This window comes from Streptomyces sp. AC512_CC834 (genome assembly GCF_019049325.1).
GTDB lineage: Bacteria > Actinomycetota > Actinomycetes > Streptomycetales > Streptomycetaceae > Streptomyces.
In genome coordinates, this window is record NZ_JAGMUO010000130.1 from 57,106 (window position 1) to 79,576 (window position 22,471).

General features: G+C 73.9%; 17 protein-coding genes. 6 read left to right on the plus strand and 11 right to left on the minus strand.

Annotated elements, in window-relative coordinates:
- Window positions 1-51 precede the first annotated feature (51 nt).
- Window positions 52-2,148, minus strand: coding sequence for an ATP-binding domain-containing protein (locus KUM40_RS39925; RefSeq protein WP_217171296.1), 2,097 nt, complete (start codon window positions 2,146-2,148; stop codon window positions 52-54).
- Between the two features lie 287 nt (window positions 2,149-2,435).
- On the opposite strand from KUM40_RS39925, the gene KUM40_RS39930 reads away from it, so the two are divergent.
- Window positions 2,436-2,621 carry a hypothetical protein gene (locus KUM40_RS39930; RefSeq protein WP_217171297.1) on the plus strand — a complete coding sequence of 62 codons (186 nt, stop codon included), beginning with the start codon at window positions 2,436-2,438 and terminating at the stop codon, window positions 2,619-2,621.
- A 22-nt stretch (window positions 2,622-2,643) separates the two neighbouring features.
- On the opposite strand, the gene KUM40_RS39935 is transcribed toward KUM40_RS39930, so the two are convergent.
- The 3 genes from KUM40_RS39935 to KUM40_RS39945 form a co-directional block, all read right to left on the minus strand.
- The gene (locus KUM40_RS39935) at window positions 2,644-4,290 is read right to left on the minus strand and encodes a DNA repair helicase XPB (RefSeq protein ID WP_217171298.1); all 1,647 of its coding nucleotides are present in this window, start codon (window positions 4,288-4,290) and stop codon (window positions 2,644-2,646) included.
- Window positions 4,291-4,368: 78 nt separating this feature from the next.
- Window positions 4,369-4,545 carry a hypothetical protein gene (locus KUM40_RS39940; protein ID WP_217171299.1) on the minus strand — a complete coding sequence of 59 codons (177 nt, stop codon included), beginning with the start codon at window positions 4,543-4,545 and terminating at the stop codon, window positions 4,369-4,371.
- A 394-nt stretch (window positions 4,546-4,939) separates the two neighbouring features.
- Window positions 4,940-7,627: a helicase C-terminal domain-containing protein gene (locus KUM40_RS39945; protein WP_217171300.1), complete on the minus strand. Its 2,688-nt coding sequence runs from the start codon at window positions 7,625-7,627 to the stop codon at window positions 4,940-4,942.
- Between the two features lie 149 nt (window positions 7,628-7,776).
- Here KUM40_RS39945 and KUM40_RS39950 point away from each other — a divergent pair, with 149 nt between their 5' ends.
- Together KUM40_RS39950 and KUM40_RS39955 are read left to right on the plus strand one after the other, a co-directional pair.
- On the plus strand, window positions 7,777-8,823 hold the full coding sequence (locus tag KUM40_RS39950) for a hypothetical protein (protein ID WP_217171301.1): 1,047 nt from the start codon (window positions 7,777-7,779) through the stop codon (window positions 8,821-8,823).
- Between the two features lie 209 nt (window positions 8,824-9,032).
- The gene (locus KUM40_RS39955; protein WP_217171302.1) at window positions 9,033-9,713 is read left to right on the plus strand and encodes an HAD family hydrolase; all 681 of its coding nucleotides are present in this window, start codon (window positions 9,033-9,035) and stop codon (window positions 9,711-9,713) included.
- Here KUM40_RS39955 and KUM40_RS41970 read toward each other — a convergent pair.
- Window positions 9,644-9,940, minus strand: coding sequence for a hypothetical protein (locus KUM40_RS41970; RefSeq protein ID WP_308401341.1), 297 nt, complete (start codon window positions 9,938-9,940; stop codon window positions 9,644-9,646). The two genes, KUM40_RS39955 and KUM40_RS41970, sit on opposite strands and share 70 nt — an antisense overlap.
- Before the next feature lie 162 nt (window positions 9,941-10,102).
- Here KUM40_RS41970 and KUM40_RS42300 point away from each other — a divergent pair, with 162 nt between their 5' ends.
- Entirely contained in the window at window positions 10,103-10,486 is a 384-nt protein-coding gene (locus KUM40_RS42300) for a cold-shock protein (protein WP_217171303.1), read from the plus strand.
- 13 nt (window positions 10,487-10,499) lie between these two features.
- Here KUM40_RS42300 and KUM40_RS39965 read toward each other — a convergent pair whose 3' ends face one another.
- The 4 genes from KUM40_RS39965 to KUM40_RS39980 are packed head-to-tail and all read right to left on the minus strand — an operon-like array spanning window position 10,500 to window position 14,061.
- Window positions 10,500-11,378 carry a 1,4-dihydroxy-6-naphthoate synthase gene (locus KUM40_RS39965; protein ID WP_217171304.1) on the minus strand — a complete coding sequence of 293 codons (879 nt, stop codon included), beginning with the start codon at window positions 11,376-11,378 and terminating at the stop codon, window positions 10,500-10,502.
- Complete coding sequence (locus KUM40_RS39970; protein WP_217171433.1) at window positions 11,371-12,078, minus strand: futalosine hydrolase; 708 nt, start codon at window positions 12,076-12,078, stop codon at window positions 11,371-11,373. Before KUM40_RS39970 ends, KUM40_RS39965 begins: the two co-directional genes overlap by 8 nt.
- 23 nt (window positions 12,079-12,101) lie before the next feature.
- Window positions 12,102-12,611, minus strand: coding sequence for a DUF2771 domain-containing protein (locus tag KUM40_RS39975; RefSeq protein ID WP_217171305.1), 510 nt, complete (start codon window positions 12,609-12,611; stop codon window positions 12,102-12,104).
- A gap of 58 nt (window positions 12,612-12,669) precedes the next feature.
- Entirely contained in the window at window positions 12,670-14,061 is a 1,392-nt protein-coding gene (locus KUM40_RS39980; RefSeq protein ID WP_217171306.1) for an MFS transporter, read from the minus strand.
- Window positions 14,062-14,432: 371 nt separating this feature from the next.
- On the opposite strand from KUM40_RS39980, the gene KUM40_RS39985 reads away from it, so the two are divergent.
- Both KUM40_RS39985 and KUM40_RS39995 read left to right on the plus strand, forming a co-directional pair.
- Window positions 14,433-15,359, plus strand: a complete 927-nt coding sequence (locus KUM40_RS39985) for a DUF3027 domain-containing protein (protein ID WP_217171307.1) — start codon at window positions 14,433-14,435, stop codon at window positions 15,357-15,359.
- Window positions 15,360-15,554: 195 nt separating this feature from the next.
- Entirely contained in the window at window positions 15,555-19,382 is a 3,828-nt protein-coding gene (locus KUM40_RS39995) for a molecular chaperone Hsp90 (RefSeq protein ID WP_374227468.1), read from the plus strand.
- Between the two features lie 108 nt (window positions 19,383-19,490).
- Here KUM40_RS39995 and KUM40_RS40000 read toward each other — a convergent pair whose 3' ends face one another.
- Both KUM40_RS40000 and KUM40_RS40005 read right to left on the minus strand, forming a co-directional pair.
- The gene (locus KUM40_RS40000; RefSeq protein ID WP_217171308.1) at window positions 19,491-21,893 is read right to left on the minus strand and encodes a cation-translocating P-type ATPase; all 2,403 of its coding nucleotides are present in this window, start codon (window positions 21,891-21,893) and stop codon (window positions 19,491-19,493) included.
- Between the two features lie 99 nt (window positions 21,894-21,992).
- Window positions 21,993-22,271, minus strand: a complete 279-nt coding sequence (locus KUM40_RS40005; protein ID WP_217171309.1) for a DUF2530 domain-containing protein — start codon at window positions 22,269-22,271, stop codon at window positions 21,993-21,995.
- Window positions 22,272-22,471: the final 200 nt, after the last annotated feature.

Below are 22,471 nucleotides of genomic sequence, written 5' to 3' on the forward strand. Positions count from 1 at the left end.
CCGCCTCTTTGGGACGGGCGCCGCCCCAGGCACGACTGCCCGCAGCTCCGCCTACACGAGTTGCCTTGGCAGCTCCGTCCCGTGGGTCACGATCAGGCCCGAGACCGCGCGGGTGAGTGCCACGTACAGGCGGCGCAGCCCCGTCCGTTCGTCGGGCTCGCCGTCGACCACGGCCCGCGGTTCGTCCAGGACCACGTAGTCGTACTCCAGGCCCTTGGCCAGCGAGGCCGGGACCAGGGTCAGGCGGGTGGCGTGGGTCGTCTCCTCGCCGGGGCCGACGTACCCGATCCCGTCCGCCTCCAGGGCCGCCGCCAGCTCCGGCACCCTGGCGTCGGCGGCGATCAGGCCGACCGAGCCCTCCCGCTCCAGCAGCTCACGGCAGGCCGCCACCACGTCGGCCGTACCGGCGTCGCCCGTACCGGAGTCGGCCGTACCGGTGTCAGTCGTGCGGATGTCGAAGAAGCCGGGGTTCTCGCGGATCGACGCCACCGGCGTCAGGCCCGGCGCGATGTGCGGCAGCAGCCGGGAGGCGTACGCGATGACGTCCGTCGGGACGCGGAAACCGGCCGTCAGCTCCTCGACCAGGGCCTCGCCCTTGCCCAGATGCCCCAGCGCCTCCTCCCAGCTCCGGGTCGCCCACGGCGTGGTGCCCTGCGCCAGGTCGCCGAGGACCGTCGCCGAACCGGTGGTGCAGCGCCGGCCCACCGCGCGGTACTGCATCGGGGAGAGGTCCTGCGCCTCGTCGAGGACCACGTGTCCGAGGGAGTGGGTGCGCTCGATCAGGTCGGTCGCCTCGTCGATCAGTACGGCGTCGGCCGGTGACCACTTCGCGGACTTCACCGAGCGGGCCGGCTTCACCCACAGCACCGCCTTCTGCTCGTCCTCGGTGAGGATCCCCTCGGCGTGTTCGGCGAGGAAGTCTGCGTCGGCGAGGAGACGCAGGACCAGCCTGGCCGGGTCGACCTGCGGCCAGACCGACTTCACCAGCGCCTTCACGGCGGCGTTGCGCGCCACCGTGTTCTGCACCCGGTCGTCCGGGGCCTCGCCCGCGCGCTCCATCTGCACCAGCACGGAGTGCGCGATGCGCTGCGGCAGCGCCTCGCGGGCGGCGCCGTAGCGGATGTCACGGGCGAGCAGCTCGCGGACGATCTCCTCCAGCTCGTACACCGGCACCCGCCAGCGGCGCGAGCCGCGCACCACGACGACGCCCTCGGCGGGCGGGGTGACGTGCGCGTACAGGGCCCTGCGCAGGACCCGTGCCATCCGCGCGTCGCCCTTGATCACCGCCGTCGCCGCCTCGTCCGCGCCGCGCACCTCGACGTGGGCGACCAGGTCGTCGACGGTCGCCTGGCGGACCGTCAGCTCGCCCAGCGCCGGCAGCACCTGCTCGATGTAGTGCAGGAAGGACCGGTTCGGCCCGATGACCAGGGTGCCGGTGCGGGCGAGGCGCTCGCGGTGCGCGTACAGGAGGTAGGCGACGCGGTGCAGGCCGACGGCGGTCTTGCCGGTGCCCGGACCGCCCTGGACGCAGACGGAGCCGGTCAGTCCGGCGCGCACGATCTCGTCCTGCTCGGGCTGGATCGTCGCCACGATGTCCCGCATCGGGCCGACACGGGGCCGCTCGATCTCCTGCTGGAGCAGTCTGCTGGTGGTGGTCGCGGCCTCGGCCGGGTCCAGCAGGTGCTCGTCCTCGTAGGCGGTCAGGTCCCCGCCGGTGTAGCCGAAGCGGCGGCGCAGCGAGACGTCCTGCGGGTCCTTCTTCGACGCCCGGTAGAACGGCTGCGAGACCGGCGCCCGCCAGTCGATCACCATCGGGTCGCCGTCGGCGTCGTGCACGTGCCGGCGCCCGACGTAGAACCTCTCGCCCTCACCGCCTTCCGCCTGCTCGGCGCCCGGAGCGTGTACGTAGTCGAGCCGGCCGAAGAAGAGCGGGGTCTCGCTGAGGTCGGCGAGCGCCTTGATGCGCTGCTCGATCTGGCTCTCCAGGACCGCGGCGTTGACCCAGTTCGCGGTGACGTCGGTGATGTCGAGGGACTCCACGTCCGCGCGCATCGAGCGCAGGGCGGAACGGGACGCGGCGAGATGGGAGCGTTCCCTGGAGAGGGGGTCGTCGTGGACGGGCGTGTCCTCGTGGACGGGCGTGGACAAGGGAGTGCCTCCGGATGACCTGCGATGCGATGCGGTGCTGTGGGCGCGGGACGCGCGCGGTGGGCCGACCGGTTTCCGTCCGGACGGCAGCACTCCGTGGGGAGGCGGGCAAGAGCGGAAGTCTAGGGGAGCGGGGTCGGCACGGGCCAACGACTTTCCTACGACCCTTAGGGGTCGGGCCCTCCTACCTGAGGGGAAGGCGTCCGCCCGCAGGCGTACGCGGCGCCCGAGGGGGTTCGGTCCACAGACCGATGCCGTTCGGGGGTGTGCGGTCGCACCATGGAGACATGAGCGCAGCAACCATCTCCCCCGCCCAGGCACCGGGCCGCGTGTCCGGCGCCACGCCCGTGGCCGGCAGCCACCGGCACCGGATCGGTGACACCCTGCGGGCTGTCAGGGTGTTCGCCGGCGCCGCCTTCGACGTGGTCGTCCTCGGCGAGTACGGCGAGGAGGCCGGCGTCCGCCGCCACTGAGACCGGTGGTCCCGGGGCGGATTCAGCCTCCCTCAGCCAGTACCTCGTCCGCGTCCATGATCCGGTAGGCGTAGCCCTGTTCCGCCAGGAAGCGCTGGCGGTGGGCGGCGAAGTCCTGGTCGAGGGTGTCGCGGGCGACGACCGAGTAGAAGTGCGCCTGGTGGCCGTCGGCCTTCGGACGCAGCACCCGGCCGAGCCGCTGGGCCTCCTCCTGCCGCGACCCGAACGTGCCCGACACCTGGACGGCGACCGTCGCCTCCGGCAGGTCGATCGAGAAGTTCGCGACCTTCGACACGACCAGGACGCTGATCTCGCCCTGCCGGAAGGACTCGAAGAGTTTCTCCCGCTGGGCGTTGGTCGTCTCGCCCTTGATGACCGGCGCGCCCAGGTGCTCGCCCAGTTCGTCGAGCTGGTCGATGTACTGGCCGATGACGAGGATCTGCTGCCCGGCGAACCGCCGCACGATCGCCTCCGTCACCTTGCGCTTGGTGTCGGTCGTCGCGCAGAAGCGGTACTTCTCCTCCGTCTCGGCGGTGGCGTACGCGAGCCGCTCGGCGTCGGTGAGGTTGACCCGGACCTCCACGCAGTCGGCGGGCGCGATGTAGCCCTGCGCCTCGATCTCCTTCCACGGCGCGTCGAACCGCTTCGGCCCGATGAGGGAGAACACGTCCGACTCGCGGCCGTCCTCCCGCACGAGGGTCGCGGTCAGGCCGAGCCGCCGCCGGGCCTGGAGGTCGGCGGTGAACTTGAAGACCGGCGCGGGCAGCAGGTGCACCTCGTCGTAGAGGATCAGCCCCCAGTCCCGGGAGTCGAACAGTTCCAGGTGCGGGTAGACGCCCTTCCGCCGGGTCGTCAGCACCTGGTACGTGGCGATGGTGACCGGCCGGATCTCCTTGCGGGTGCCGCTGTACTCGCCGATCTCGTCCTCGGTCAGCGACGTGCGCCTGACCAGCTCGTGCTTCCACTGCCGGGCGGAGACCGTGTTGGTGACCAGGATCAGCGTCGTCGACTTGGCCTGCGCCATCGCACCCGCCCCGACCAGCGTCTTGCCCGCCCCGCAGGGCAGCACGACGACACCGCTGCCGCCGTGCCAGAAGTTCTCCACCGCCTGCTTCTGGTACGGGCGCAGCGCCCACCCGTCCTCGGCCAGCTCGATCGCGTGCGCCTCGCCGTCGACGTACCCGGCGAGGTCCTCGGCCGGCCAGCCCAGCTTCAGCAGCGTCTGCTTGATCTGCCCGCGCTCGGAGGGGTGCACGGCCACCGTGTCGTCGTCGATGCGGGTCCCGACCAGCGGCGCGATCCGCTTCGACTTCAGGACCTCCTCAAGGACCGGCCGGTCGGTGCTCGTCAGGACAAGACCGTGCGCCGGGTCCTTGGAGAGGGTGAGGCGGCCGTAGCGGTCCATCGTCTCGGCGATGTCGACGAGCAGCGCGTGCGGCACCGGGTAGCGGCTGTACTCGACGAGGGCGTCCACGACCTGCTCGGCGTCGTGGCCCGCCGCTCGCGCGTTCCACAGGCCCAGCGGCGTCACCCGGTAGGTGTGGATGTGCTCCGGCGCCCGCTCCAGTTCGGCGAACGGCGCGATGGCCCGACGGCAGTCGCCTGCCTGCTCGTGGTCGACTTCGAGGAGCAGGGTCTTGTCGGACTGGACGATCAGCGGACCATTCACGGGCGGCACCCTTTCGCGTGCGTGCGGCCGGACGACGGCTCGGCCAAACGTCCAGTGTGCCTGATCGCGGGGACGGGCCTACCGGACGGCGATGTCGATGTTGTTGATGAGCGGCCCCTCCAGCGCGGCGGCCTTGGGGGCGAGGGCGCCGAACAGCGCCGCGGCGGTGATCAGGGCGGCGACGGAGACGGCGACGGCGGAACGCACGGCGGAGCGGTCGGGGGAGTGGTCGGGGGCGGAGGGCTTGGCGCGCATGGGAGGCCTTTCGGAGTCTCGGACGCTCGGACGCTCGGGTGCTCGGATGTGCGGGGAGGTCGGCGGGCCGGGTCAGGGGGACTGGGACCCGGCCCGCCGAGAGTCGCGGAAGGGGGGACGGGTCAGAGGGTGACGCCTCCGCCGAGGTCGATGCCGACGGCGGCGGCCTCGGCGGCGAACGCCGCGAGCAGCGCCGCGGTGGAGGTCAGGACGGTGGCGACACGGCGAACGGCAGTACGCATCGGGTTCTTCCTTTCGGTTCGTTTGCAGGGCACCCGGTGGCTGCCCGAGCGTCGACGAACCGATGCGGAATATGAAAAAAGCTCCCTCGCAGGTGCGAATCACCCGGCGTGGCGTGCATGAATCGCCGCGTACACCCGAAAGTGCGCCGGAATCAGCGCGCGTCGTCGGCGAGTTCGGCCACGCCGGTGATCCGGTGCAGCGGATAGGTGCGCACCTCGTCCGCCGTGTGGTCGTACGCCGTGACGAAGCCGCCCTCGACGCGGATCGGCGCGATGACGCGCTGGCTGGCGGCGCCCTCGGCGTTCACGTAGCCGATCCACAGCGCCTCGCCGGTCAGGACCGCCGCCTGCATGGTGGCCAGCGTCTCGGTGGCGCCCGTGCGAGGCAGCTCGCCGCGTGTGGCACCGCCCCCGTCGCCGCCCTCGCCGTCGCCTTCCCCGCCCCCTTCCTCACCGCCGGGGAGCGGCTTGCGCGGGGTCGTGGAGGCCAGGTCGCCGGCCCGGACGGCACGGATCGCCGCCGTCAGGAGCGTGTCGTCGGCGACCGGCGGACCGTCCGGCACCGGCTGCGGTGCCGTCCGCGGCGGAGTGCGGTGGGAGTCCGCGCGGGTGATCAGCACGTCGCCCGCGGCGGACTCGGCGGCCGGCGCGAAGCCCAGCGCGCGCAGCCCCTCAAGGAGCGCCGCCGGGTCGGCCTGCGCGGCCAGCACGGTCGGCGCCAGACGGCGCAGGCCGAGGCCGACGGCCCGCTTGTCGGCGAGGATCTCGTCCAGCGTGGCGTCGTCGTCGCAGCGCACGTACGCCGAGGCCGCGCCCACCCGCAGTTGCCCGTGCCGCCGGGCCACGTCGTCGATCAGGTACGTGAGGGGCTGCGGCACCGGCGTACGGGAGTGCCGGGCGAGGAACGCGTGCAGGTCGGCGGCGGTCCGCCCGGCGTCCAGCGCACGGCGTACCGAGCCCGGCGTGAACCGGTAGACGGTCGCCCCGCCTCTGGACTCCACGTCCGCGAGGACGCCCAGCAGATCGGCCAGCGGGCGTTCCAGCGGCCCCGGCGCCACCGCCGTCAGGTCGGCCTGGAGCAGCACGTGGTCCAGCGGTTCGGGGAAGAGCGGTTCGAGCAGCCGGGCGGCGGTCGCGGTGGCCACGGCCTGCTCGGCGGAGGTCGGGGCGGCGGGCACCGGCGGTGTGCGGTGATGGACGGGGAGCTTGTCGCCCGGACCCTCGGGCCCTTCGGGGTCTTCGGGCCGTTCGGGGCCTTCGAGGCTCGTGGGGCTTTCGGGGATTTCGGGGCTCGTGGGGCTCTTCGGGCTCTTGTGGTCCTCCGCCGGACGGGACGGTTCGGGTGCCCCGATCAGGGCCCGCCCCGGTGCCGCCAGCGCACCGCGCCCGGTGACGCCCAGCAGCTCCGCCTCGGACAGCGTCCAGCGGGCGATCCGGGTCCGCAGATCGTCGTCCCCCGTCTGCCGCTGCTCCCGCTGCGGAGCGCGCAGCGGGCGCTCCCAGCCCAGCCGGGCCAGCACCGACTCCTCGGTGGGCGAGGCGCCCTCGGGCAGCCCCGCCAGCAGGATCAGCACCCGGTGCCGTACCTCCGGCGCCGCCGAACGGTCCAGGTTCGGGCCCAGCGCCGAGAGCGTACGGTCCTTCGCGTCCCGCCCGCCGACCACGCCCGGCGTCCGGGTCGCCGTCAGCCACGTCCCGGCGAGCCGCGCCCAGCGCTCGGCCGGGGGCAGCTCGCGCCACTCGTCGTACGCCGGGGTCGCCGCGTACCGCTCGTCGGACTCCCCGTCGGTGGCGATCAGCCCGGCCCCGTAGGCCAGTTCGACCCAGAAGGCGGCGACCGGCTCGGGCACGTCCAGGGCGACGGCCGTCCGCTTCAGGTCGCGCACGCTCAGACCACCGGCCCGCAGCACCGTCGGGCCGCCCTCGTCCCACTCCTTCAGCAGCTCCTCGACGACTCCCAGCGCCGCCAGGGCCTGCCCGGCCGCGGTGGCGTCCACAACCTGTGGACGGTGTGCGGCGGCGGCCTCCACCGGCGGCGGCACCGGCTCGGCCGTGCGGTGCGCCCGCCCCGCGCGCAGATGCAGGGCCACCTCGCGGGGCAGCACGACCGTGCCCGGCGCGGTCGGCAGGAGCAGGCCCCGGTCCAGCAGCGCGCGCAGGTGGTGCGCGGGGTCGTGGGTGACCTGGCCGTACGGCGGGCCCCACACCAGCCGGGCCAGCACCTCCCGGGACTCCCCTGGCAGCTCGGCGAGGAGCGCCGCCATCCGCCGCCGGTCGGCGAACAGGGTGGCGAGCGCGGACACCGCGGAGACGGAGTCGTGCGTCGAGGGCAGTCCTGCGGCGGTGACGATCTCCTGGATCCGGCCCGGCGACATCCCCGCCGTCGCCTCCCGCACGGTGGGCCCGAGCCCCGTCGGCGAGGGATGCTGCGGGGAAGGTGCGAGCAGCTCGCGGGCGGTGCGCACCAGCCGCAGCCGGTCGTCGGCGCCCCACACCAGGGCCTGCTCGCGCAGCAGGGCGGCGGCCCGGGGCAGCGCGGCCGCGACGGCGGGGTCCGCCTCGTCGCCGCCCATCAGGGCGAGCAGCTCACGGTACGACGCCGGGTCCGACGCCACGGCCAGCGCCTGAGCCGTCTGCAGCGCGAACCGGTCCAGCCGCTCCAGGGCCCGCACGACCGAGGCACGGGTGCCGGCGCGGGTGGCGAGCTGGGTGAGGTCCGTGGGCACGGGGGTGATGAGGTCGGGGCGGCTGCGCAGGAGGGCGGCCAGCGAGACGTCGTCCCTGACGCGGAGCGCCTCCGCGAGGGACCGGGGGGCCGCGGACTTCTCCTCGGTGCTCATCCGGCCCACGTTAGCGGGTGGGTGCGACGGCGGGGTGCGGGTGCGACGGTGCGGTGCCGTCGGCCGGTCACGGGAAGATTCGGTACCTTCGTCCGACGGGGTACGACAGGGTACGACGGGTACCACAACGCACCGCCCCGGAGGGGAACGTGGGGATCGAGAGCGACCAGGTCGTCTTCGAGTATCTGAGCCGCGTCGGCGACGTGGCCCAGCAGCGGCAACTGCCGTCGGCCACCCGCATGCGGCTGGTCTCGGAGCTGCGCAACGAGATCGACCGGCACCGTGCGAAGACCACCGTGGACAGCCCCGCCGCCGTCCGCCGCATCCTGGACCGGCTCGGCAGCCCCGACGACATCGTCGACGCGGCGGGCGGCACGAGCGGGGCCCGGCAGCCGTCGGTGCCGCCGCCCACCGCCGTGCCCGTCCAGCGGGACTCCGGGCCCCGCAAGGCCGGGCCCCGCAAGGCCGAACGCCGCAAGAGCCTGCGCCGCGCCGCGCCCGAACCCCCGGCCGAGCCCGCCGCGTCCCCGCCGCACCTGGCGAGCGCGCAGGAACTGGGGGGCGCGGGCGGCCGTCAGCCGGACTGGTGGCGGGTGGAGAACGGCCCGTTCGCGGGCGTCGGCGGCAGCCTGCCCGGGTTCGACAGCGTGCCCGGGTTCGTCGGCGGCATCGAGATCCCGGAGCTGCTCAAGCCGCCGCCGAGGGAGCAGGACGAGACGGCGAAGAAGGACGCCGCCACCGGCGGGAAGTCACCCGTGGAGGCGGGGGAGGCCGTGGAGGAGGAGGCCGGGGAACTGGTCGCCGGGGAGCCGGACGGGACCCGGCGCCGCCGCCTGCGCCGCCTGTGGCCCGAGGGCGGCTGGAACAACCCCCTCCTCCTGCTCGCCGCCGGCCTCCTCGTCGTCGGTGCCGTGCTCGGCAACCTCGTCGCACTCGGCCTGGGCTGGCTGATCGCCTACCTCTCCCGCCGGCTGACCCCCGCCCAGTCGAAGTGGGCCGTCCTGGGCCTGCCCGGCACGGTCGCCGCCGCCGGTGCCGTCTGGCTGTGGGGCCGCACCGAGGGCCGCTGGGGCGATCCGATCGCCGAGGGCCACATGAACGACGCCGTCACCGACACCTGGCCCTGGGTCCTGCGCACCGCCGCCGTCGCCACGGCCCTGTACCTCCTGTGGCGAGCGCGCCGCCTCCGCGGCTGACCGGGCGGAGGCACCACGCCGGCGACCCCCGCCGCGACCGGGCGCCGCCCCTGCGGTGCGGCAGTCCCCGGTGTCCCTCGCCCCCGCAGGGCGGCATGCGGTCCGCCTCCGCCCCGGACCACACCCCTCTCCACCCTCTCCACCCTCTTCACCCAGGTCGGACCGGGTGCCCCGCGAGCAGCCGTCAGGGGCCCGGCACAATGGACCCCATGGCCTCATCCACCCGCCCCGCGCCCACCGTCGGCTTCGATCTCGACATGACGCTGATCGACTCCCGGCCCGGCATCCACGCCTGCTACCTCGAGCTGAGCGCGCGGACGGGGACGTACATCGACGCCGACCTGGCCGTGACGCGGCTCGGGCCGCCGCTGGCCGAGGAGCTGGCCAACTGGTTCCCGGCCGAGGAGATCCCGGCCGTCGCCGACCTGTACCGGGAGATATACCCCGCGTACGCGATCGAGCCCACGCTCGTGCTGCCCGGCGCCCGGGAGGCCGTGGCCGCCGTACGCGAGGCCGGTGGGCGAGCGGTCGTCGTCACCGCCAAGTACGAGCCGAACGCCAAGCTGCACCTGGCGCACCTCGGTATCGAGCCGGACGCCGTGATCGGCGGCCTGTGGGCCGAGCAGAAGGCCGTCGCGCTGCGCGAGCACGACGCGGACGTGTACGTCGGCGACCACGTGGGCGACGTACGCGGGGCCCGCGCCGCGGGCGCCCGTTCCGTCGCCGTGGCCAGCGGGCCGTGCGACGCCGGGGAGCTGCGCGCGGCCGGCGCGGACGTGGTCCTGGCCGACCTCACCGGATTCCCGAAGTGGCTCGCGGCCTACCGCGACGGCGAGGGCGACGGGGATGGGGACGGGGACGCCGGAGGACCGGCCGCGGCGCGCGCCTGACGCCGCCCGGCCGCCGCCGACCGGAGCACCCCCGCCCCGGCGATCAGGAAGCCCACTCCCATCAGCATGCTCAGCAAGAACATGTAGGTGGGAAAGGGCGTCGTCCCCAGCAGCAGCGGGGCCACGGTGACCAGAGTGGCCACGGTTCCGATGAAGAAGACGATCGCACCGGCGCGGATCAGTCGGTCACCGGGCGCGGCGGAATTCGTTCGGGTTTTGTCACGCACCCGACCAGGGTAGTTCCCAGGTCTGGGGAACAGCCGGGGGACGTCTTGTCACCGGCTTGAACACCATTAGCCTTGGTACCGGCGGGTCGCGACGACCCGCCCAAGTGCTATCCAGAGCCGTTTCCGAGCAGTTTTCCGACGAGTACGAGGACGAGGGCAGGCATGCCTAGCGGCAAGGTCAAGTGGTTCAACAGCGAGAAGGGCTTCGGCTTCCTCTCCCGCGACGACGGCGGTGACGTCTTCGTGCATTCCTCGGTCCTCCCCGCCGGAGTCGAGGCACTGAAGCCGGGGCAGCGCGTCGAGTTCGGTGTGGTCGCCGGACAGCGCGGCGACCAGGCACTGTCCCTCACCCTCCTTGACCCGGCGCCCTCGGTCGCGGCCGCGCAGCGCAAGAAGCCGGACGAGCTGGCCTCCATCGTGCAGGACCTGACGACCCTCCTGGAGAACATCACGCCGATGCTGGAGCGCGGCCGCTACCCCGAGAAGACCGCCGGCAAGAAGATCGCCGGGCTGCTCCGCGCGGTCGCCGACCAACTGGACGTCTGATCAACGGGGTTCGCTAGGGAAACGCCAGCGCGTCCGGGCCGAGGGCCGGTACCAGTCCCTCGGCCGCCGCGCGGGTCAGCAGGCCCCGGACCGCCGCGTAGCCGTCCTCGCCGAGGTCGGCCGTGAACTCGTTGACGTACAGCCCGATGTGCTGGTCGGCGACGGCCGGGTCCATCTCCTGCGCGTGCTCCATGACGTACGGCCGGGACACGTCCGGGTCGTCCCAGGCCGCGCGGACCGAGCGGCGGACCGCATCGGCGAGCCGGGTCAGCGTCTCCTCGCCCAGCGCACGCCGGGCGATGATCGCGCCCAGCGGGATCGGCAGCCCCGTGGTGTGCTCCCAGTGCTCGCCCATGTCGGCGAGCTTGTGCAGCCCGTAGTTTTGGTACGTGAAGCGGGCCTCGTGGATCACCAGGCCCGCGTCGACCTTCCCGTCCCGCACGGCGGGCATGATCTCGTGGAAGGGCATGACCACGATCTCGCCGACCCCACCGCCGGGCACCGTGTCGGCCGCCCAGAGGCGGAACAGCAGGTACGCCGTCGACGTCTCGCTGGGCACCGCGACCGTGCGCCCGCGCAGGTCCGCGTCCGCCTCCCGGGTCAGCACCAGCGGCCCGCAGCCCCGGCCCAGCGCGCCTCCGCAGGGCAGCAGGGCGTAGTCGTCGAGGACGTACGGCAGGACGGCGTAGGACACCTTCAGAACGTCGAGCTCGCCGCGCTCGGCCATGCCGTTGGTGATGTCGATGTCCGCGAACGTCACGTCGAGAGCGGGGGCGTCCGGGACCCGGCCGTGGGCCAGGGCGTCGAAGACGAAGGTGTCGTTCGGGCAGGGGGAGTACGCGATCCGCAGGGGCTCGGCGGTCGTGTCAGTCGTGTCGGTCGTGTCAGTCATGGGGGGTCCAACTCCTGAGGACGGGTGCGAGCTTCCCGAAGGCGTCCGTCAGTGCCGTGAGCGCCTCGCCGATGCGCCAGGCGGCGCGGTCGCGCGGGCCGACCGGGTTGGAGACGGCGCGCAGTTCCAGCACGGGCACGCCGTGCGCGGCGGCGGCCTCGGCGACGCCGAACCCCTCCATCGCCTCGGCCAGGGCACGCGGGTGGCGGGCGCGCAGCAGCGCGGCGCGTTCGGCGGTGCCGGTGACGGTGGACCCGGTCAGGACGGTGCCGGGGCGGGCCCCGGTCGCGGTGGCGACGGCGGCGACGAGACCGGCGGGCGGGTGGTGGGTGACGGTGCCGAAGCCGAGCTCGGTGACCGGCAGGAAGCCGTCCGCGGTCTCGGCGCCCAGGTCGGCCGCGGTGATCGCGTCGGCGACGACGAGCGAGCCGACGAGCGAGCCGGCGGGCGCGTCCGGTGCGAAGCCGCCGCCGATGCCGGCCGAGACGACCAGGTCGTAGGGCGAGCCGTCGAGGGCCGCGGCGGTCAGCGCGGCGGCCGTGGAGGCGGCGGCGCGGGCGGGGCCCACCCCGGCGTCCAGCAGGTCCCAGCCGCCCGGCAGCCGGTGCAGGACGATCCCGGGACGGGGCAGCACCTGGGCGCCGGGCTCCGGGAACGCCCGGGCCACCGCGTCCCGTTCGGCGGGGACCGCGGTGGCCACGAGGATGTGCGCGGAGGACGTGGTCAGTCCTTCTTCAGCTCGAAGACCCACACACCGGTGACCTTCTCGCTGCCTTCCTTGCCGTCGCGGGCCGCCACGGCGACGTTCGTCGAGTCGCCCTGGGCGCCGTACTGGGCGTTGAAGAACACGCTGCCCGGCACGGTGCGGTAGGTCTTGTCGCTGTCCTCGACCAACTGCTGACCGTTCATCAGGATCGTCCAGTGCTTGTCCGCGATGTCCGGGTCGACGCCGAACCGCACGGTCTCGTCCTGGTCGACCGTGATGGTCTTCGCGTCCTTGTCGTCCAGGCACTTCGTGATCTCGTCGGCGGACAGGGTCTCGCCCTCGCCGCCGCAGGTGGCATCGGAGGTGACCGAGTCACTGCCGACCGTGATCGTCGAAACCGGGGTCGGCTCGTCACAGGCGGACAGCAGGAGCAGTCCGGCGGATACGGCGCCGGCGGCGGCGACGGCGCGGCGGCGCCGCACAGCGCCGTGTCCGATAGCGGCGGTGCCGCGGGGCAACGTGGTCATGGGCGAAGGCTATACGGCGCTCCCGGCCCGCCCCCCACCTGGGTACGGCGTGGCGTGATCACGCCACCCTCGGCCGTGCGGGCCTCCCGTGCCGCGCCGAGTCGATCAGCCCCCGTACGGTCGTCAGCCACCCGGCGGCGATGATCGCGGCGGCCACCGCCAGGCCCAGCGTGCCGTTGAGCGGCAGCACGATGCCGACGGCGCCGCCGAGCACCCAGGAGACCTGGAGCAGTGTCTCCGAGCGGGCGAACGCCGAGGTGCGGACCTGTTCCGGCACGTCCCGCTGGATCAGCGCGTCCAGGGACAGCTTCGCGAGCGCCTGCGCGAACCCGGCGACCGCGGCCAGGCACGCCACCAGGACGGTGCTGAAGAACACCGCGGCCACCACCGCCGCGCCCAGCACGATCACGACGACGGTCACGATGATGATCTCCGGCGCCCGGGAGCGCAGCCAAGCGCCGACCGCCGTGCCCAGCGCGTTGCCCGCGCCGGCCGCGACGCCCACGATCCCCAGCGACACCGCCGCGCTCTGCCCGGTCATCGGGTGCACGCGCAGCAGGAAGGCCAGGAAGAAGATCAGGAAGCCGCTCAGGCAGCGGATCGCGGCGTTGGCGGCCAGCGCGTGCGTCACCGCCGGGCCCACCGTGCGCAGCCCCGGGCGCTTGCCCCGCTTGCGCAGCGGTCCGGGCAGGTGGTCCTCGTCCGCGGCGAGCAGGGCCCGGTCCTCGCCGCGCGCCGAATCCACCTTCCGCGGCAGCGTGAACGACAGCACGGTCCCCGCGACGAAGATCACGAACGCGCCGTACAGCGGCCACCGCGGCCCGACCTGCTGGAGCCCCGCGCCGATCGGCGCGGCGACGCCGGTGGCCAGCAGCCCGCACAGCGTGACCCGCGAGTTCGCCTTCACCAGGGAGATGCGGGGCGGCAGCAGCCGCGGCACCACCGCGCTTCTGACCACGCCGTACGCCTTCGAGGCGACCAGCACGCCGAGCGCGGCCGGGTACAGCTCGATGCCGCCGGTGACGACGGCCGCCGACAGCACCAGCGCGAGCAGTGCCCGGGCGGCCATCGCGGCCGCCATCGCCGCGCGGCGGCCGTGCGGCAGCCGGTCGAGGAGCGGGCCGATCACCGGCGCGAGGAGTGTGAACGGCGCCATGGTGATGGCGAGGTACAGCGCGACCCGGCCGCGCGCCTCGTCGGTGGGGACGGAGAAGAAGACGGTGGAGGCGAGCGCGACGGTGATCATCACGTCGCCCGCGCCGTTCACCCCGTGCAGCTCGATCAGTTTGCCGAGGCCCGACTCGCCCGCGCCGTGCGCGTGCGTCGCCCGGCGGATGCCGCGCGCGGTACCGGTCACCGGCAGGCGCAGGGCCCGGCCGACGGCACGGAACCGGGAGCCGGGGCCGCGCCACCGGCTCCCGCGCTTGAACTCCGTCCGTGCGGCTGCCACCCCGTCATAGTGCCCCGTCGGCGGCGGCTGTAGCGCCGATGGGGCACGGATGGCGGTGATCGCTGTGACCGAGTCGGGTGACGCCGCCGGGAAACACCGGGGGAGACACCGGGGAAACACCGGTCCGTACCCCGCCGAAACTCCCGTCGGTGTAGGCCCAGCGCACCTGAGCAGGTAGCGTGCCTAGCGCGCCGTGGCGAACGTTCTCGGCCGCGCGCCGTACGGCCATCCCGCAGAATGGATAATGGATGACGTAGGTGCGCCCGAGCGCGATCGGGCGCGGACGTCGACGCGGTCCACAGGTCCGCTCCGTCCGCCCCTCGCACACAGCGGTGCACTCGTGAGACGGCGTATGGAGAGAAGCGATACCTGTGAGCGCAGCGACAACGCGAAGCCGCACCCCTGACCGCCTGTGTGCCGAGGCCGTCGACCTCGCCCGCGCCGCAGCCGAGGAGGCCGCCGCCCCCGGCGTCGTCGGCGAGCACGAGGGCCTGGTGTCGGAGGGCGACCGGGTCGTCACCCACCACTTCGCCTGCAAGGAGCTGGGGTACCGGGGCTGGCGCTGGGCCGTGACCGTGGCCCGTGCCTCCCGCGCCAAGATCGTCACGGTGGACGAGGCGGTGCTGCTGCCCGGCCCCGACGCGCTGCTCGCGCCCGAGTGGGTGCCGTGGAGCGAGCGGCTGCGCCCCGGCGACATGGGACCCGGCGACCTGCTGCCCACCGACGCGGAGGATCTGCGTCTCGAGCCCGGCTGGACCGGCGAGGACGAGCCGCCGCCGAACTCCGCCGTCTCCCACGAGATGGCCGACCTGGTCGAGGCCGAGGACGCCGAGGTGACCGCCGGGCGGCCCGCCGAGCTGTCGACCGTCCCGGCCCGCGGCACGATCTCGGCGGTCGCCGAGGAGCTGGGCCTGCGCCGCACCCGGGTGCTGTCCCGGTACGGGCTGCATGTCGCCGCGGACCGCTGGGAGGACGGCTACGGCCCGAAGACCGCGATGGCCCAGGCTGCCCCCGCCTCCTGCGACAGTTGCGGCTTCCTGGCCCGGATCGGCGGCTCGCTCGGGCAGGCCTTCGGGGTGTGCGCCAACGAGTTCTCCCCGGCCGACGGCCACGTGGTGTCGCTCGCCTACGGGTGCGGCGGGCACTCGGAGGCGGCGGTCATGCCGAAGCCGCCGCGGGTGGCTCCGCCGGTGATCGACGAGACGCGGGTGGATCCGTTCCCGCTGCGGCCGGCCGCCGACTCGGGGTCGGTCCCGGTGACCGAGGACCAGGCGTCGGCGGAGCTGGGGCATTCGTAGGGTGCGGGTTCGTGGGTGGCCGGGGTCCCTGGGGGCTGCGCCCCCAGACCCCCGTCGGCCTTGACGGCCTCGTCCTCAATCGCCGGACGGGCTGAATGATGCCGGCCTCTGTGACAGGTGTGCCCTCGGCGGTCCAGTCGGTGAGTGCCGGGGCGGTACCTTCGTGGTCCGTCGATGAGGAGAGTCACCGTGAGCATGTTCGTACGGCCTGCCGCCGAGGGCGCGGACCCGTTCGGTACGGCACGTCTGCGGCGCGGGGTGCTGGACGCCTGGGCGACGAGCCCGGCCCGGTTCCGTGAGGACGCCAACGCGGAGGAGGACCTCGTCCTCGGCGGCTACCGCGACCGGCTGGTCGTCGAACTCGCGCAGAACGCCGCCGACGCCGCCGCACGCGCCGGAGTACCCGGCCGGCTCCGGCTCACCCTGCGCGACGGCGTCCTCGTCGCCGCCAACACCGGCGCCCCGCTGGACGCGACCGGAGTCGAGTCCCTGTCCACCCTGCGCGCCTCCGCCAAGCGGGACGCGGGGGACGGGTCGGGCGGCCCGGTGGGCTCGGGCGGTCCGGGCCGCCCGGCAGGCCCGGTGGGCTCGGTCGGTTCGGGCGGTCCGGCTGGTTCGGGCGGTCCGGTGGGTTCGGACGGTTCGTTGGGCCCGGCTGGTTCGGGCGGCTCGGTGGGCTCGGGCGGCCCGGCAGGCCCGGCAGGCCCAGTGGGCTCGGTCCCTTCAGGCGGCCCGGCAGGCTCGGTCGGTTCGGGCGGCCCGGCAGGCTCGGTGGGCTCGGGCGGTTCAGGCGGTTCGGTGGGTCCGGCTGGTTCGGGCGGCCCGGCCAGCTCGGTGGGTCCCGCTGGTTCGGGCGGCTCGGCAGGCCCAGTGGGCTCGGTCCCTTCAGGCGGCCCGGCAGGCTCGGTCGGTTCGGGCGGCTCGGCTGGCTCGGTGGGCTCGGGCGGTTCAGGCGGTTCGGTGGGTCCGGCTGGTTCGGGCGGCCCGGCCGGCTCGGTGGGTCCCGCTGGTTCGGGCGGCTCGGCTGGCTCGGTGGGCTCGGGCGGTTCGGGCGGACCGCGCGGTTCGGTGGGCCCGGCCGGCTCGGGCGGCCGGTTCGGGGTCGGCCCGGCTGGCTCGGGCGATTCGGGCGGCCCAGGCGGCCCGGTTGGCTCGGTCGGGCGGTTCGGGGTTGGGTTCGCCGCTGTGCTGGCCGTTACCGATGAGCCCGCCGTTGTCGGTCGGCACGGCGGGGTGCGCTGGTCGCTGGCCGAGGCGCGTGACCTGGCCGCCGACGCCGCCCGGCCCGGCGGGGCGGGCCGCTCCCCGGCCGAGGGCGATGCCGACGCCGCCCGGCACGGTCCCGGTCTCGGGGACGAGATCCGGCGGCGCGACGGGCATGTGCCGCTGCTGCGGCTGCCGTTGCCCGCCGAGGGCAGCGCGCCCGACCCGTACGACACGGCCGTCATCCTCCCGCTCCGCGACACGGCCGCCGCCGACCTCGCCGAACGGCTCCTGCACGCCGTCGACGACGCGCTGCTCCTCGCCCTGCCGGGCCTGGAAGAGGTGGTGGTCGAGGTGGGGGACGACGTACGCACCCTCTCCCGCCGCACCGAGGACTCCCTGACCGTCGTCGAGGACTCCCGCGAGGGCGTCACCCGCTGGCGCACCGCCGCCGCGCACGGGCCCCTCACCCCCGACCTGCTCGCCGACCGCCCCGTGGAGGAGCGGCTGCGCCCCCACTGGTCGGTGACCTGGGCGGTGCCCGTCGACGCCGACGGCTCCCCCGCGCGCCCCCGCACCAGCCCCGTCGTGCATGCCCCGACCCCCAGCGACGAGCCCCTCGGCGTGCCCGCCCTGCTCATCGCGTCGTTCCCGCTGGACACCACCCGCCGGCACACCGCGAGCGGCCCGCTGACCGACTTCCTGACGGAACGGGCGGCCGACGCCTACGCCGGGCTGCTCGCCGACTGGCGGCCGGTCGGCGTCGGCCTCATCGACCTGGTGCCCGGAGCGCTGGGCCGGGGCGAACTGGACGGCGCGCTGCGGCAGTCCATCCTCGACCGGCTGCCGCGCACCTCCTTCCTGCCCCCCGCCGTCCCCTCCGAGGACCGGCACGTGGAGGACGACGACGACCTGCCGGAGTCCCTGCGGCCCCGCGACGCCGAGGTGGTGGAGGGCGCGGGCGCCGACACCGTGCGGGTCCTCGCCGAGGTGCTGCCGACGCTGCTGCCCGCCGGACTGGAGCGCCGCGCCGAACTGCGCACGCTGGGCGTGGCCCGGGTGCCGCTGACCGAGGCGGTCGACCGGCTGGCCGGTCTGGAGAAGGACCCCGGCTGGTGGCGGCGGCTCTACGACAGCCTCGCCGGGGTCGACCCGGACCGGCTGTCCGGGCTGCCCGTGCCGCTCGCCGGCGGCACATCGCAGGCTTTCGGCGGCGGGGGAGCGCGTACGGCCATCGGCCCCCGGCAGGTGCTGCTGCCCTCCCCGGACGCCGCCTCCCTGGACCCGGAGGTCCTCACCCGCCTCGGTCTGAAGGTCGCCCACCCGGACGCCGCGCACCCGCTGCTGGAGAAGCTCGGCGCCCTCCCGGCCACCCCGCGAGCCGTGCTCACCACCCCGCAGGTCCGGGCCGCCGTCGCCGCCTCCCTCGACGACGAGGGCGCCGCGAACTGGGAGGAGGACGCCCTGGACGCCGAGGAACTGGCCGACACCGTCCTCGGCCTGGTCCGCGACGCCGGACTCGACCCCGGGGACGAGCCCTGGCTGGGCGCGCTCGCCCTGCCCGACGAGGACGGCGAACTCTCCCCGGCGGGCGAACTCGTCCTCCCCGGCAGCCCGTTCGCCCAGGTCATGCGCGAGGACGAACTCGCCGCCGTGGACGCGGAACTCGCCGGGAAGTGGGGCCCCGAGCCGCTGGCCGCCTGCGGCGTCCTCGTCACCTTCGCCCTCGTCCGCGCCACCGACGTCGTCCTGGACCCCGACGAACTGGAGCCCCGCGAGGGAGACTTCGCCGAACCGGACGACGCGGGACTGCTGGACGCCGTGGACGTGTGGAGCGAGGACGTCCTCGACCGCTTCCCGGACACCCCCGTCCCGCCGGTCGCCACCGAGATCGTCGCCGTGCGCGACCTCGACCTCGTGGACGACGACCGGTGGCCCGAGGCCCTCGCCCTGCTGTCCCGGCCGCCCCTGCGCGACGCGCTCGTGCAGCCGGTGCGCGTCCTGCTGCCCGACGGCACCCACGAGGTCGTACGGCCGTACACCGCGTGGTGGCTGCGCGGGCACCCGGTGCTCGGCGGACGCCGCCCGGCCGGTCTGCGCGCGGCGGGCGGCGACCCGCTGCTGCGGGGCCTGTACGACGAGGCCGACGCGAGCGGCTTCGAGGACGAACAGGTGCTGCGGGCCCTGGGCGTGCGCACCTCGGTCGCCGCCCTCCTCGACGAACCCGGCGGCGCGGCCGAACTCCTGGGCCGCCTCGCCGACCCCGACCGACCGGTCACGGCCGCCCAACTGCACGCCCTGTACGGCGCGCTGGCCGAACTGGACCCGGATCGGGTCACCCTGCCGGACGAGGTGCGGGCCGTGGTCGACGGCCGGGTGGAGGTCGTGGACGCCGCCGACGCCATGGTGGTCGACTCGCCGGACCTGCTGCCCTTCACGTCCGGCACGCCGCTGCTGCCCGTCCGGCCGGCCCGGGCCGCCGAGCTGGCGGAGCTGTTCCAGGTGCGGCGGCTGAGCGAGTCCGTCACCGGCCGGGTCGACTCCGAGGGCACCGAGCACGACGTACCGGAGCCGGTGCGCGTGCTGCTCGGGGCCCGGACCCCGGTGTCGTACACCGAGCACGAGGAACTGGTCGTCGACGGCGTGGAGATCGACTGGCGCCTCACCGACGACGGTGTGCTCCACGCGGCGACGCTGGAGGGCGTGGCGGCCGGCCTCGCCTGGGCGGCCGGTCAGTGGCCCCGGCGCTTCGAGGTGGCGGCGCTGCTGGAGGACGAGTCCCGCACGGAGGAACTGGCCCGGGACCGCTGGTTCGACTAGGGGTGTCGCCGATTACGTGAACACTTGCCGTAGGAATGTCCTCGGCGCGCTCAGAAGAGCGTGCCGAGGACATTGGTGACCGATGTGCTCACGCTTTTTGGACGGACCTCACACCGGGGAGCGGCGGTCCACCCACCGCCACATCAGCTCCAGCACCCCCGCCCCGACCACCGCGATGCCGACGGCAGTCCACGGCATGGTCACGCCCACCAGCTTCAGCGCGAAGAAGTCCTGGAGCCACGGCACCACCAGCACCACCAGGAAGCCCAGCCCCATCGCCGCCACCAGGAGCACGCGCCACCAGGTGTAGGGGCGGGCGACGATCGACAGCACCCACATCGAGATCAGGAACAGCGTCAGCGTCGCCGCGCTCGTCTCCGCGTCCAGCGCATGAGGACCGGCGTAGTGGTTCCGCGCGACGAGGTACGTCACGAAGGTCGCCGTGCCGGCCACCACCCCGCCCGGGATCGCGTACCGCATCACGCGCCGTACGAAGTGGGGCCTGGCCCGTTCCTTGTTCGGGGCGAGGGCCAGGAAGAAGGCGGGGACGCCGATGGTGAGTGTCGAGAGCAGGGTCAGGTGGCGGGGCAGGAACGGATACTCGACCTGCGAGCAGACCACCAGGATCGCCAGCAGCACCGAGTACACGGTCTTCACCAGGAACAGGGTCGCCACGCGCGTGATGTTGCCGATGACGCGCCGGCCCTCGGCCACCACCGCCGGCAGCGTCGCGAAGCTGTTGTTGAGCAGCACGATCTGCGCGACCGCCCGCGTCGCCTCCGAGCCCGAACCCATCGCCACGCCGATGTCGGCGTCCTTGAGCGCCAGGACGTCGTTCACGCCGTCGCCGGTCATCGCGACCGTGTGGCCGCTGGACTGGAGGGCGCCCACCATCTCCCGCTTCTGCTGCGGGGTGACCCGCCCGAACACCGTGCCCCCGTCGAGCGCCTCGGCCATCCGCTCCCGCTCGGCGGGCAGCCTGCGCGCGTCGACGGTCGCCCCGGACAGCCCGAGCTTGGCGGCCACCGCGCCGACGGACACCGCGTTGTCCCCGGAGATGACCTTGGCGCGGACGTCCTGGTCGGCGAAGTAGCGCAGGGTGTCGGCGGCGTCCGGGCGCAGCCGCTGCTCCAGGACGACGAGGGCCTTGGGTGCGACCCCCTCGGCGACCCGGGGGTCGTCCAGTTCGCGGGTGGCGCGGGCCAGCAGCAGTACCCGCAGGCCCTGCTCGTTGAGCCGCCCGGTCTCGGTGAGCGCGGGGTCGTCCTCGGCCAGCAGCACGTCCGGCGCCCCCAGCAGCCACGTACGGGTGACGCCTTCGCCCTGGTGGCCCTCGTCGAAGGTGGCGCCGCTGTACTTGCGGGCGGAGGAGAAGGGCAGCGACTCGGAGCAGTGCCAGTCCGCGTCCGCCGGGTAGGCGTCGATGATCGCCTTCAGGGAGGCGTTCGGGCGCGGGTCGGACGCACCGAGGGCGCCGAGCACCGCACGGACGTACCGTTCGTCGGCGCCGTCGAGCACGCGCAGTTCGGTGACGTCCATGCCGCCCTCGGTGAGCGTGCCGGTCTTGTCCAGGCAGACGGTGTCGACGCGGGCCAGGCCCTCGATGGCGGGCAGTTCCTGGACGAGGCACTGCTTGCGGCCGAGCCGGACGACGCCGATCGCGAAGGCGACGGAGGTGAGCAGGACCAGGCCCTCCGGGACCATGGGGACGATGCCGCCGACCGTCCGCGCGACGGAGTCGTCCAGCTCGTTGTCCTTGGCGAGCAGTTGGCTGAGGATCAGGCCGATCGCGGTCGGGACCATCATCCACGTGACGTACTTGAGGATCGTGGAGATGCCGGAGCGCAGCTCGGACTGGACCAGCGTGAAGCGGGAGGCCTCCTCGGCGAGCTGCGCCGCGTACGCCTCGCGCCCCACCTTGGTCGCCCGGAACGCGCCGCCGCCCGCGACCACGAAGCTGCCGGACATGACCTGGTCACCGGGCTGCTTGACGACCGGGTCGGCCTCACCGGTCAGCAGCGACTCGTCGATCTCCAGCCCGTCCGCCTCGACGCACACCCCGTCGACGACGACCTTGTCCCCGGGGCCGATCTCGATGACGTCGTCCAGCACGATCTCGGACGTACTGACCTCGGCGGCCTTCCCGTCCCGGCGCACCGTCGGCCGGACCTCGCCGATCAGGGCCAGCGAGTCGAGGGTCTTCTTCGCCCGCCACTCCTGAATGATGCCGATGCCGGTGTTGGCGAGGATCACGAAGCCGAACAGGCTGTCCTGGATCGGCGCGACGACCAGCATGATCACCCAGAGCACGCCGATGATCGCGTTGAACCGGGTGAAGACGTTGGCGCGGACGATGTCTGCCAGTGAGCGGCTGCTGCGCACCGGCACGTCGTTGACCTGACCGCGCGAGATCCGTTCGGCGACCCCGGCCGCCGTGAGCCCGGTCGCGGGCGACGAAGGCGCGTCGAGGGGGTGCGCGGGGTCGAGTCTGCCCGCGTCGAGATGCGTCATGGATTCGACGGTACGTGCGGTTTTACGGCTTCACCCACCCAATGCGGGGAAGATCCGACCTGGGTACGAGACGCGCGGACACGGGGTGCTGCCCTGGTACTACGCGGTGGGCCGGTCCGCCTGTGGTTCCGGTGCGGCGGCGTCCCGCTTGATCGCGGCGTCGCGCCCCCGGACGTACCAGATGCCGATCAGGCCGAGGCCGGCGCCGGCCAGGCAGGTCCACACCCACCAGGTGTGCCCGTGGTCGTCGAACCAGCCGTAGAACGGCAACTGCACCAGGAAGAGGACGAACCAGAGGACGGTGCCGCCGATGATGGTCGAAACCACGGGCCCCTCCAGGGGCGCCGGCGCCTCGTGCGTGGGTGTCCACTTCGTCATGCGTACAGCTTACGAGGAGGACGCGAACGGGTTGACGGCGTGGCGCCATCCGGGTCCACACGCGGGTCTACGCGCGGAGATAGCGATCCTTGGCTCATACGTTCATACTGAACCCGTTTGTCTCTGACCATTTTCTTTCGTAGAAAACTCCAAGCGCAGAAACACCGACGAGGCCGTGGGGGAACCTGCCGTTGGTGATG

Excerpts from the sequence above, each read along its gene's own strand:
- KUM40_RS39930 (WP_217171297.1), top strand. The coding sequence starts at position 2,436 with ATGAGCGCAGCAACCATCTCCCCCGCCCAGGCACCGGGCCGCGTGTCC.
- KUM40_RS39940 (WP_217171299.1), bottom strand. The coding sequence starts at position 4,545 with ATGCGCGCCAAGCCCTCCGCCCCCGACCACTCCCCCGACCGCTCCGCC.
- KUM40_RS39945 (WP_217171300.1), bottom strand. The coding sequence starts at position 7,627 with ATGAGCACCGAGGAGAAGTCCGCGGCCCCCCGGTCCCTCGCGGAGGCG.
- KUM40_RS39955 (WP_217171302.1), top strand. The coding sequence starts at position 9,033 with ATGGCCTCATCCACCCGCCCCGCGCCCACCGTCGGCTTCGATCTCGAC.
- KUM40_RS42300 (WP_217171303.1), top strand. The coding sequence starts at position 10,103 with ATGCCTAGCGGCAAGGTCAAGTGGTTCAACAGCGAGAAGGGCTTCGGC.
- KUM40_RS39965 (WP_217171304.1), bottom strand. The coding sequence starts at position 11,378 with ATGACTGACACGACCGACACGACTGACACGACCGCCGAGCCCCTGCGG.
- KUM40_RS39975 (WP_217171305.1), bottom strand. The coding sequence starts at position 12,611 with ATGACCACGTTGCCCCGCGGCACCGCCGCTATCGGACACGGCGCTGTG.
- KUM40_RS39995 (WP_374227468.1), top strand. The coding sequence starts at position 15,555 with ATGTTCGTACGGCCTGCCGCCGAGGGCGCGGACCCGTTCGGTACGGCA.
- KUM40_RS40000 (WP_217171308.1), bottom strand. The coding sequence starts at position 21,893 with ATGACGCATCTCGACGCGGGCAGACTCGACCCCGCGCACCCCCTCGAC.
- KUM40_RS40005 (WP_217171309.1), bottom strand. The coding sequence starts at position 22,271 with ATGACGAAGTGGACACCCACGCACGAGGCGCCGGCGCCCCTGGAGGGG.